8 protein-coding genes are annotated in these 10624 nt (G+C 67.4%); all 8 read right to left on the reverse strand.

From position 1 onward, the window contains the following. Positions 1-7 precede the first annotated feature (7 nt). The 8 genes from dxs to ngcE all read right to left on the reverse strand — a co-directional run bounded on the left by dxs (position 8) and on the right by ngcE (position 10439). The gene (gene dxs, locus OHN19_RS10020; protein ID WP_330263852.1) at positions 8-1927 is read right to left on the reverse strand and encodes a 1-deoxy-D-xylulose-5-phosphate synthase; all 1920 of its coding nucleotides are present in this window, start codon (positions 1925-1927) and stop codon (positions 8-10) included. A gap of 133 nt (positions 1928-2060) precedes the next feature. Continuing rightward, entirely contained in the window at positions 2061-3377 is a 1317-nt protein-coding gene (locus tag OHN19_RS10025; RefSeq protein ID WP_330263853.1) for a sugar ABC transporter permease, read from the reverse strand. Then, the gene (locus OHN19_RS10030) at positions 3374-4165 is read right to left on the reverse strand and encodes an ATP-binding cassette domain-containing protein (protein WP_030313847.1); all 792 of its coding nucleotides are present in this window, start codon (positions 4163-4165) and stop codon (positions 3374-3376) included. The genes OHN19_RS10025 and OHN19_RS10030 overlap by 4 nt, the downstream gene beginning before the upstream one ends. A gap of 276 nt (positions 4166-4441) precedes the next feature. Beyond that, entirely contained in the window at positions 4442-5533 is a 1092-nt protein-coding gene (locus tag OHN19_RS10035; protein ID WP_330269573.1) for a sugar ABC transporter substrate-binding protein, read from the reverse strand. A gap of 133 nt (positions 5534-5666) precedes the next feature. Then, on the reverse strand, positions 5667-6866 hold the full coding sequence (locus OHN19_RS10040; RefSeq protein WP_330269574.1) for an ROK family transcriptional regulator: 1200 nt from the start codon (positions 6864-6866) through the stop codon (positions 5667-5669). A gap of 183 nt (positions 6867-7049) precedes the next feature. Next, positions 7050-7973, reverse strand: coding sequence for a carbohydrate ABC transporter permease (locus tag OHN19_RS10045; protein WP_330263854.1), 924 nt, complete (start codon positions 7971-7973; stop codon positions 7050-7052). A gap of 17 nt (positions 7974-7990) precedes the next feature. Next, on the reverse strand, positions 7991-8926 hold the full coding sequence (locus tag OHN19_RS10050) for a sugar ABC transporter permease (RefSeq protein ID WP_330263855.1): 936 nt from the start codon (positions 8924-8926) through the stop codon (positions 7991-7993). Positions 8927-8993: 67 nt separating this feature from the next. Beyond that, entirely contained in the window at positions 8994-10439 is a 1446-nt protein-coding gene (ngcE, locus tag OHN19_RS10055) for an N-acetylglucosamine/diacetylchitobiose ABC transporter substrate-binding protein (RefSeq protein WP_330263856.1), read from the reverse strand. Positions 10440-10624: the final 185 nt, after the last annotated feature.

Consider the following 10624-nt stretch of genomic DNA (forward strand, 5'->3'; position numbering starts at 1 on the left):
AGCCACGTCAGTCGCGGGCGGGCTCCACCTCGGCCGGGGTGCTGTCGTAGCGGCCGTCCAGCTTGGAGACCAGGCCGGTGACCTGGCGGGCGATGTCGGGCGCGGTGAGCCCGATCTCCGCCATGATCTCGGCGCGGGAGGCGTGGTCGAGGAAGCGCGGCGGGATGCCGAAGTCGCGCAGCGGGACGTCCACGCCCGCGTCACGCAGGGCCTGGGCGATCGCCGAGCCGACGCCGCCGACGCGGGAGTTGTCCTCGACGGTGACGACCACGCGGTGCCGCTCGGCGAGCGGGGCCATGGCCTCGTCGACGGGCTTGACCCAGCGCGGGTCGACGACGGTGGTGGAGATGCCCTGCTGGTCGAGCAGGCCGGCGATCTCCAGGCACATCGGGGCGAGGGCGCCGACGGAGACGAGGAGCACGTCGGGCGTGTCGGTGCCGGGCTCGCGCAGGACGTCCATGCCGCCGACGGTGCCCACGGCGGGTACGGCGGGGCCGACGACGCCCTTGGAGTAGCGCAGCACGGTCGGCGCGTCCTCGACCTGGACGGCCTCGCGGAGCTGGGCGCGCAGCTGCTCGGCGTCGCGCGGGGCGGCGAGCCGCAGGGTCGGGACGACCTGGAGCATCGACATGTCCCACATGCCGTTGTGGGAGGCGCCGTCGTCGCCGGTGACGCCGGCCCGGTCGAGGACGAAGGTCACCCCGCACTTGTGCAGGGCGACGTCCATGAGGACCTGGTCGAAGGCGCGGTTGAGGAAGGTGGCGTAGACGGCGAAGACGGGGTGCAGTCCGCCGGTCGCGAGGCCCGCCGCGGAGACGGCCGCGTGCTGCTCGGCGATGCCGACGTCGTAGATGCGGTCCGGGAAGGTGTCCGCGAACTTCTTCAGGCCGACCGGCTGGAGCATGGCCGCGGTGATGGCGACGATGTCCTCGCGCTCCTGCCCGAGCTTGACCATCTCGTCGCCGAAGACGGAGGTCCAGCTGGCGGCGGCGGCCTTGATGGGCAGGCCGGTGTCGGGGTGGATCGGGCCGATGCCGTGGAAGCGGTCCGCCTCGTCCTGCTCGGCGGGCTCGTAGCCGCGGCCCTTCTCGGTGAGGCAGTGCACGATCACCGGGCCGCCGAACCGCTTGGCGCGGGCCAACGCCGACTCCAGCGCCTCGATGTCGTGGCCGTCGATGGGGCCGACGTACTTCAGGCCGAGGTCCTCGAACATGCCCTGGGGCGCGATGAAGTCCTTGAGGCCCTTCTTGGCGCCGTGCAGGGTCTCGTAGAGGGGGCGGCCGACGACCGGGGTGCGCTCCAGGAGGTCCTTGCCGCGGGCCAGGAAGCGCTCGTAGCCGTCGGTGGTGCGCAGGGTCGCGAGGTGGTTGGCGAGGCCGCCGATGGTCGGCGCGTAGGAGCGCTCGTTGTCGTTGACGACGATGACGAGCGGGCGGTCCTTGGCGTCGGCGATGTTGTTCAGCGCCTCCCAGGCCATGCCGCCGGTGAGGGCACCGTCACCGATGACGGCGACCACGTGGTCGTCCCGTTTGAGCACCTGGTTGGCTTTCGCGAGCCCGTCGGCCCAGCCGAGGACGGTCGAGGCGTGGCTGTTCTCGATCACGTCGTGCTCGGACTCGGCACGCGAGGGGTAGCCGGACAGGCCGCCCTTGGAGCGCAGCTTCGAGAAGTCGTGGCGGCCGGTGAGCAGCTTGTGCACATAGGACTGGTGCCCTGTGTCGAAGAGCACCCGGTCCTTGGGCGAGTCGAAGACGCGGTGCAGCGCGATGGTCAGCTCGACCACACCGAGGTTGGGCCCCAGGTGCCCACCGGTCTTGGAAACGGCGCCGACGAGGAAGCTCCTGATCTCCTCCGCCAGCTGGTCCAGCTCCTCAAGGCTGAGCCGGTCCAGATCGCGCGGTCCCCTGATACGGGTCAGCAGCGGCACCCGTGCCTCCTTGCAGTAGAGCTGATCGAGCTTTGCCGGGCGTGTCGAGTCTAATGTTCTCCGACAACGAACTTGCCCGGCACCTTTTGGGTGCCGGGCAAGTTGATCTTCCCCCGAGGGGGGTCCTACGACGTCATCCGCGACCCGAGGCCTTCTGGGACCTGCGCGAGACGGAGTCGATGACGACCGCGCCGAGCAGCACGCCACCGGTGATCATGTACTGGATCGAGGCGTTCATGTTCAGCAGGTCGAGACCGGTCGTGATGGACTGGATGACCAGCATGCCCAGGAGGGCGGACCACACCGAACCGCGGCCGCCGAAGAGGCTCGTACCGCCGATGACGGCCGCCGCGATGGCCAGCATCAGGGTGTTGCCGCCGCCGGCGCTGAGGGTGGCGCTCGCGGTCTGGCCGGCGAAGAACATACCGCCGATCGCGGCGAAACCGCCGGAGATGGCGAAGACGGTGATCCGGATCATCGGCACGCTGATACCGGCACGGCGCGCGGCCTCGATGCCGCCGCCCACCGCGAAGACCTGACGGCCGTACGTGGTGCGGCGGAGCACGAAGTCGACGACCACCAGCGCCGCCAGGAAGATCACCAGCGAGTTGGAGACACCCGAGGCGTTGTTCAGCACGGCGGCGGCCACGAAGGACGCGATGGCGAGCGCGCCGACGCGCACCAGGATCTCGCCGGTCGGCCGGAAGGGCACGCCCGCGGCCTTGCGGCGCCGCTGCTCGTTGAAGTTGCCGACGAGGGTCAGCACGACGGCGAGGCCGGCCAGCAGGTAGGCGCCGACGATGGCCTGGTCCATGAAGAACGAGCTCTGGCCGAACAGGTGGATCGGACCCGAGTCGGACGGGATGTTGATGGTGCCGCTGGAGCCCAGCAGCCACAGCATCAGACCGTTCCAGCCGAGCAGACCCGCCAGGGTGACGACGAACGCCGGTACCCCGATCTTGGCGAAGAACCAGCCGTGCAGCGCGCCGATGGCGATGCCGGTGATGATCGCCAGGACGAGAGCCAGCCAGACGTTCATGCCGTGGTTCACGACCCACACCGCGAACAGCGTGGAGGCCAGGCCGCTGACGGAACCGACCGACAGGTCGATCTCGCCGAGCAGCAGCACGAACACCAGGCCGATGGCGATCATGCCGGTGGCCGAGAGGTAGTAGCTGATGTTGGAGAGGTTGTCGGCGCTCAGGAAGCGGTCGTTCTTGAACTGGAAGATCGCCCAGATGACGATCAGGCCGACAACCACCGGCAGCGAGCCGAGCTCACCGCCCTTGACCTTGCGGGTGAACTCGGTCCAGTAGCCCTTGAAGCCCTCTTCGCGGACCAGCAGCCGGGGGTCGACGACCGAGACCGGCGCGGCGGTGGGGTCGTCGGCGGGCGCGACCGTGGTCTGGCCCTCCGTCTCCGCCTTGGAAACCTTCGACGTGTCGCTCACTTTGCCGCCTCCGCGTTGCGACGTCCCGCACGACGGGTGACGGCGTTGTCCGTGGCACCCGTGATCGCGGAGATGATTTCTTCCTGACTGGTGTCCTTCACCGAGAAGGAGCCGTTGTTCTTGCCCAGGCGCAGCACGGCGACGGTGTCGGCGACCGCCTTCACGTCGGCCATGTTGTGGCTGATGAGGATCACGGCGAGGTTGCGCTCGCGCAGCCGCTCGACCAGGTCGAGGACCTGCGCGGTCTGCTCGACGCCGAGAGCGGCGGTGGGCTCGTCCAGGATCACGACCTTGGGGTCGCCGATCAGGGCGCGCGCGATGGCGACGACCTGACGCTGACCGCCGGAGAGGCTCGCGATCGGGATGCGGACGCTCGGGATGCGGATGGAGAGCGTGTTCAGCAGTTCACGCGAGTTCTTCTCCATCGTGACCTCGTCGATGACGCCGCGGCGCAGCAGCTCGCGTCCGAGGTACAGGTTGCCGACCACGTCGAGGTTGTCGCACAGCGCGAGGTCCTGGTAGACCGTCGCGACGCCGAGTCCCTGGGCGTCGTGCGGCTTGTTGATGCTGACCGGCTTGCCGTCCCATTCGATGACGCCCTCATCGATGGGATGCACGCCGGCGATCGTCTTGACCAGCGTGGACTTTCCGGCGCCGTTGTCGCCGACCAGGGCGACCACTTCTCCGGCGTGGACCTCCAGTTCGACATCGGTGAGGGCCTGGACCGCACCGAATCGCTTGGAGACTCCGCGCAACGCCAGCACGGGCGTAGCGGACACGTGAACCATCTCCTTCGCCGCCTGACCGGCGGGGATGCCGCGCTTGGGGTAAGGCGCGGAGGGTTGTGCTTTCAGCACTCGTGGGACGAGTTGCGCCGTAAGCACTGATTTACAAGTCGAACATGCGCGCGGCCGGTGCCCTTTGGCAACGGCTGCGTCCGCCATGCTTCCGTCCGGTGCCCGCCCCGCAGCGGGGTATGAAGGCGGTGCGGGCACCGGACAGGCTCTGTGCCTGCCCTCGGGGCTGGTCCGCTGCGGGACTCGCCCCGGGGGCTCGGGCGGCTCTTACTGGAGGCCGGCCTTCTTGCACGCGGCGGCGTAGTCCGCGGTGCAGATCTGGGCGACGGTGTAGAGGCCGTCCTTGACGACCGTGTCCTTGATGTTCTTGACGGTCACGGAGACGGGGGTCAGCAGCTTCGCCTGGACCTTGTCGCCGGAGCCGCTGGTGACCTCGGTGTCGGCCAGGGACTTGATGTCCTTGCCCTGGAGGAGGTTGACCGCGAGCTCGGCGGCGGTGTCGGCCTCCGGCTTGTAGGCCTTGTAGACCGTGGCGGACTGGGTGCCGGCGACGATCCGCTGGATGGCGGCGAGCTCGGCGTCCTGACCGGTCAGCGGGATGTTGCTGATGCCCGCACCCTTGAGGGTGTTGGCGATACCACCGGCCATGCCGTCGTTGGCGGCGTAGACGCCCGCGATGTTCTTGGCGCCCAGCTGGGTGATGGCGGCCGACATCTTCTGCGCGGCGACGGTGTCCTTCCACAGGCCCGACTGCTCGTAGGCGATCTTGACCTTGCCGTCGAGGACCTTGTGCGCGCCTTCCTTGAACTGCGCGGCGTTCGGGTCGGCGTCGTCACCGTTGATCATGACGACGTTGGCCTTGGGGGTCGCCTTGGAGCCGAGGGCGTCGAGCAGGGCCTGGCCCTGGAGCTCGCCGACCTTGACGTTGTCGAAGGAGACGTACGCGGAGACCGGGCCCTGGGCCAGACGGTCGTACGCGACGACCTTGACGCCCTTGCTCACCGCGGAGGCGATGGAGGACTTGATGGCGGCGGAGTCCTGGGCGGAGACCACGATGACCTTGACGCCCTTGGTGACCATGCTGCTCATCTGCTGAGCCTGCTTGGCCGGGTCGGCCGCGGCGTTGGCGTAGGAGACGTCGCAGTCGCTGCACAGCTCCTTGACCTTGGCCTTGAAGTACGGCATGTCGAACTTCTCGTACCGCGCGGTGACGTTGTCGGGCAGGAGCAGGCCGATCGACTTGCCGCCGGCACCCGAGCTGCTGCTGTCGCTGCCGTTGTCGTCGTCGCCGGCCTTGCCACAGGCCGCGGCGGAGACGGCGAGCGCCGAGATCGCGACGGATACGGCCACACGACGCATGAGCGTGTTCACTTGAGAAACCTCCCTGACGAGGCCGCGTCGTTGCGGCCGAGGTGGCTGGAAGTCAACTCGGCCACACGTGCGACGTCAAGAAGTAAATACTTAACGAGATGGCAACGGCGTCCTGCGTTCTCTAAGTGAAGGCAGGTGCCGCTGCATGCAGCGTGCTGTCCAAAAGGGTCGAATCACCCATCTCGCTCAGGGCGAGGGCGAGTGCTCCGAGCACCTCCGCGCGCCCGCCAAGTGCCCCTGGAAGCACGGACAGTTGGCGGGCCGCACTGGGGATCGCATAGCGGCCGACAGACTCCCGGATGGGCCCGAGCACCAGCTCACCGGCCTCGGCGAGATCACCGCCCAGGACCACTCGGCTCGGGTTCAGCAAGTTGCAGAGATTGGCGACTCCACTGCCGATGTGTCGGCCGACGTCGGCGATCACCCGACGGCAGCCAGGGTCTCCGTCCCGTGCGAGTCGGACAACGCCTTCCATGGTCAGGTCGGTGCCGTGACTGGACTGGAGGAGCGGGAGCACATAGCGCGCCGCCGCGAAGGTCTCCAGGCAGCCGCGGTTGCCGCAACGGCAGACGGGGCCGGACTCATCAAGAGTAATATGCCCGATTTCTCCCGCTGTGCCACCCGGGCCACGGTAGATCTTGCCGCTGATCACCAGTCCGGCGCCCACACCGCTCGCGACCTTGATGTACGCCAGGTCCCTGACCCCCCGGCCACTGCCCCACACCAGCTCACCGAGGGCCCCGAGGTTGGCGTCGTTGTCCACGTGCACCGGTACGCCCAGACGGCCCTGGAGCTCCTCCGCGGGCTTGGTGCCGATCCAGCCCGGCAGGATGGCGGAGGAGCCCAGCGAACCCGACTCCAGATCGATGGGTCCGGGCACGCCGAGACCCACCCCGGCGATCTTCGTACGGTCCACGCCGGTCGCCTCGATCAGCCGGGTGACCAGCTGTTCCGCCCGGTCGAAGCCCTGCGTGGAGGAGGCGTCCACGTCCAGCGGCTCGGACTCCTCGGCCAGCACCTGGTGGGCGAGGTTCCCGACCGCGACGCGCAGATGGGTGTGCCCGAAGTCCACCCCTATGACGATGCCGGCGTCCCCGCTCAGCGAGACCGCGCGCGCCCGCCGGCCACCCGCCGACGTGGGCGTGACCTCGACGGTTCCGCCGTCCTTGAGCTCGCGGACGATGTTGGAGACGGTCGCGGCGGACAGCCCCGTGGTCCGCGCGATCTCCGCCTGCGTGAGCGACCCGGCCAGCCGGACGGCACGTACGACCCGCTCCAGGTTGGCTCGGTGCAGCGACGACTGCGACCCCGGAGTCTCCACGACGACCTCCTGCGCGCGGGACCGCAGCGATGAGGCCCCGTCTATGTCCAACTAGTGAACTCTAAGCTGAGCCGTTCGGGTCGCCTCCCGTCAAGAGGTTGAACAGTATCCGGGGTGTAGCGCACACGTCGGCGCACCGTCACCGGAACCGACGACGGTGTGCCCGCGCGCGCTCGCGGAGCGCTACTTCAAGGTCGCCGAAGTCAGTCCCGCCTGCACCTGGCGCTGGAAGGACAGGTACACCACCAGCATGGGGATCATGGCGATGGTCACCCCGGCGAAGAGCACCGGAAGGTCAGAGGCGTATCCCATCTGCTGCTGGAGCTGGATCAGGCCCTGGGTGAGCACATAGCGCTCCGGATCGTCGCCGCTCTGCGGCTGCATCAGCACCGTGGGCAGGATGAACTGGTTCCACTGGCCGAGCGTGTTGAAGATGCCGACGCTGATCAGCCCCGGCTTCGCCATCGGCAGCATCACCTGGAAGAAGGTCCGGGTGTGCGAGGCCCCGTCGAGGACCGCGGCCTCGAAGACGGCGGTGGGCAGCGTCCGGAAGAACGCGTGCATGAAGAACACCGTGAACGGCATCGAGTAGGCGACGTACACCAGGATCAGCCCCTGGTAGGTGTTCAGCATGTCCAGCCGCTTCACCATGAAAAACAGCGGGACCAGGGCCAGGAACACCGGGAACATCGCGCCCGCGACGAAGAAGAAGTACAGGAACCTGTTGCCCCAGAACTGGTAGCGGGCCAGGACGTAGGCGGCCATGGAGCCGAGCAGCATCGTCAGCGGCACCGAGAAGACCAGCACGATGACGGTGTTCAGGAAGTAGTCGCCGATGCCCTTGTCCCAGGCCCGTCCGAAGACGTCCAGGGACCAGTTCTGCGGCCAGCCGAAGGCCGAACCGCCGATCTGGGCGTCGGTCTTGAAGGAGCTGAGCACCAGCCACAGCAGTGGCAGCACGATCAGCAGGGCCCACAGCGCCAGGAAGCCGTGCGAGAAGGCGTTCAGGACGACGCCCTCGCTGCGCTCGCTGCCCGGGCGGACCGGGGCCGTGTCCGTGGTCCGCTGGGCCGGGACGGCGGCGGTCTCCTTGATGGGTGCGCTCATCGTCGTATCTCTCCCGCTCAGAACTCGACGCGGTCGCGGCGGGTGGCACGCAGCATGACCACGGACAGGACCAGGGTGAGCAGCAGCATGACGACGCCCATCGCGCAGGCGTATCCGCTCTTGCCGAAGTACTGGAAGTTGCGCATCATCACCGTCGACATCACGTCGCTGTGATGGTCGGGGCCGCCTCCGTAGGCACCCATGTTCTGGGTCATCGACGACACCAGCACGAACATGTCCATCGCGACGATGCCCAGATAGACCCAGGCGGTCTGCACGGTGTCCCACAGCAGCGGCAGGGTGATGCGGAAGAAGGACTGGTTGCGGCCCGCGCCGTCGATGAGCGCGGCCTCGTAGATGTCCTTCGGGATGGACTGCATGGCGGCCGAGAACAGCACCAGGTAGAAGCCGACGCCGTGCCACACCACGGCGATGACCAGCATCCACAGCACCAGGTTGGGCTCGTTGAGCCATTCCATCGGATTCTCGGCGTCGACCAGGCCGAGTTTGATCAGGAATCCGTTGAGAAGACCTCCGCCGTCACTGCGGTACACCGCGTTGAACAGTACGGCGACGATCGCCAGCGACAGCACCTGGGGAAAGAAGTAGACGACCTTGTAGACCTGCGATCCGGCGACTCCCCGCACTCCGCCGGCTTTGCTGCGCCCGCCCGCGTTCAGCATGAACGCGAAGAACAGGGCGAGCAGAATGGTGATCACCGGGATGAAGATCAGGAACAGGATGTTGTGCCAGATGGCCTGCATGAAGACGTCGTCCTGGAACAGCGCCTTGTAGTTGTCCAGACCGACGAACTTGAACGTCTGCGACTGCCCTTTCCAGTCGGTCAGCGAATAGCCGAACGTCTGGAGGTACGGCCAGATCACGAAGATCAGGTAGAGCGCCACGGGAGCGAAGAGAAATCCCGCGACGAACCTGTACTGCCCTTTGCGCATTGGCGATTCCTGCCCCTGGTGTCCTTTCCCGGGCCGGATCTCTCCGGCCCGGGAAACGGCGTTGCGGTCAGTCCCGGTGGTTCTTCTTGGAGGCCGGGTCCTTGGCCTGCTTGTCGACCGCGGCCTGGGCCCGCTTGAGCCACTCCTTCGGCTGGATGCGCTTGGCCATCAGCTCGTTGGACGCGGCCTCGATCGCCGCTCCCATCTCGCTGTACCACTCGGTGTACAGGTAACGGAAGGTGTCGTCGCCGGCCGCCTTGGACGCCTCGACGGTGGACTGGGTGCCCGGGCGCAGCTTCACGCTGGGGTCGACGCCGTCCTTGAGGATGGTGAGGGAGTTGGCCTCCTTGGCGAAGAGGGTCGACCACTCCTTGGAGAGCATGCGGCGCATGAACTCCTTGGCGCCCGGCAGGTTCTTGGCCTTCGCAGGGATGATGAAGGGCTCGCCGGAGCCGGCCCGGATCGCCTCGAAGGGCAGCGCGCTGTCGGGCAGCAGCGGCATCGGCATGAACTTCATGTCGAAGTCCGCCGGGGTCTGCTTGAGCTGCTCGTTCTCCAGCCAGGAGCCGCAGGTGATGAAGGCGGCCTTGTACTGGTTCCAGCGGGTCTGGGACTCGGTGTGGGTCAGGCCGTTGGTGCCGGGCATCAACAGGCCCTTCTCGACCACCTCGTAGATCGCCTCGACACCGGCCTGGGCCGCCTCGGAGCCGACGAAGGCCTTGGGGTCGAGGTTGTCGATCGCCTTCATGGCGTCCAGACCGCCCTTCTTGGCGATCAGGTCCATGATGGCGACGTTGATGTAGTACGGGTACTTGCCCTGGTGGGCGAGGCCCCCGATGCCCTGCTTCTTGGCGTCCTGGCAGACGGCGAGGAAGTCGTCCCAGGTCTTGGGCTCCTCCCAGCCCTTCTCCTTGAAGAGCTTGCCGGAGTACCACAGACCCCAGACGGTGTAGATGTAGTTGAGGGCGACGATCTTGCCGCCCTGGAGACCGGCGTCGAGGGTCCCCGGGATGATGAGGTCGCGGACCTTCTTGCTCGGGTCGTCGATGGCGGGCGCGTCCAGGACCTCGGCGAGGTCGAGCAGCTGCCCGTTCTTGTAGAGGACGTCGACCTTGATCTGCTGGGCGCCGGAGTCGTCGACGATGTCCGGCGGGTTGCCCGCGTTGAAGCGCGGCTGGAGCTTTCCGGTGATCTCCTGGGTGCCGGTGTGCGTGGAGGTGATCCCGAGCTTCTTCTGGAAGTCGGCCTCCCACGCCTTGGCGTAGTCGTCGCCGTAGCCGCCCTTGAAGATCACGACGTCGAGCTTGCTGCCCTTGGCCGCTCCGAAGGGGTTGTCCTTCGAGGTGGTGCCCTTGGTGTTGTCGTCGCTCGATTCGTCGCCTCCGCCGCTGGCGCAGGCGGACAGAAAACCGGTCGCGGGGACGGCGGCCAGTCCGAGCGCCGCGGAACGCTTGATCAGATCGCGGCGGCCGACACCTTCGTCACCGTGGCTGTCTGCGGAAGTGGATCCCATGCTCAAGTCCTCGCCTTCTCCAGGACTCAGGCGGTGAACCGGATCCTCCCCGGCACCGCGGTCAGGTCAAGCAGGTTCGTGCAAGAGGTTCGTGCGAGTGGGGTGAATCGCCGACAGGTATAGTCCACTTCCCGCCGACGGAGCAAGATCGAATGCAAGGTTGGCCGTGGGTGTTTTCGAGTTGA

Source organism: Streptomyces griseorubiginosus, from assembly GCF_036345115.1.
GTDB lineage: Bacteria > Actinomycetota > Actinomycetes > Streptomycetales > Streptomycetaceae > Streptomyces > Streptomyces griseorubiginosus_C.

Excerpts from the sequence above, each read along its gene's own strand:
- OHN19_RS10030 (WP_030313847.1), bottom strand. The coding sequence starts at position 4,165 with ATGGTTCACGTGTCCGCTACGCCCGTGCTGGCGTTGCGCGGAGTCTCC.
- OHN19_RS10035 (WP_330269573.1), bottom strand. The coding sequence starts at position 5,533 with ATGCGTCGTGTGGCCGTATCCGTCGCGATCTCGGCGCTCGCCGTCTCC.
- OHN19_RS10045 (WP_330263854.1), bottom strand. The coding sequence starts at position 7,973 with ATGAGCGCACCCATCAAGGAGACCGCCGCCGTCCCGGCCCAGCGGACC.
- OHN19_RS10050 (WP_330263855.1), bottom strand. The coding sequence starts at position 8,926 with ATGCGCAAAGGGCAGTACAGGTTCGTCGCGGGATTTCTCTTCGCTCCC.
- ngcE (WP_330263856.1), bottom strand. The coding sequence starts at position 10,439 with ATGGGATCCACTTCCGCAGACAGCCACGGTGACGAAGGTGTCGGCCGC.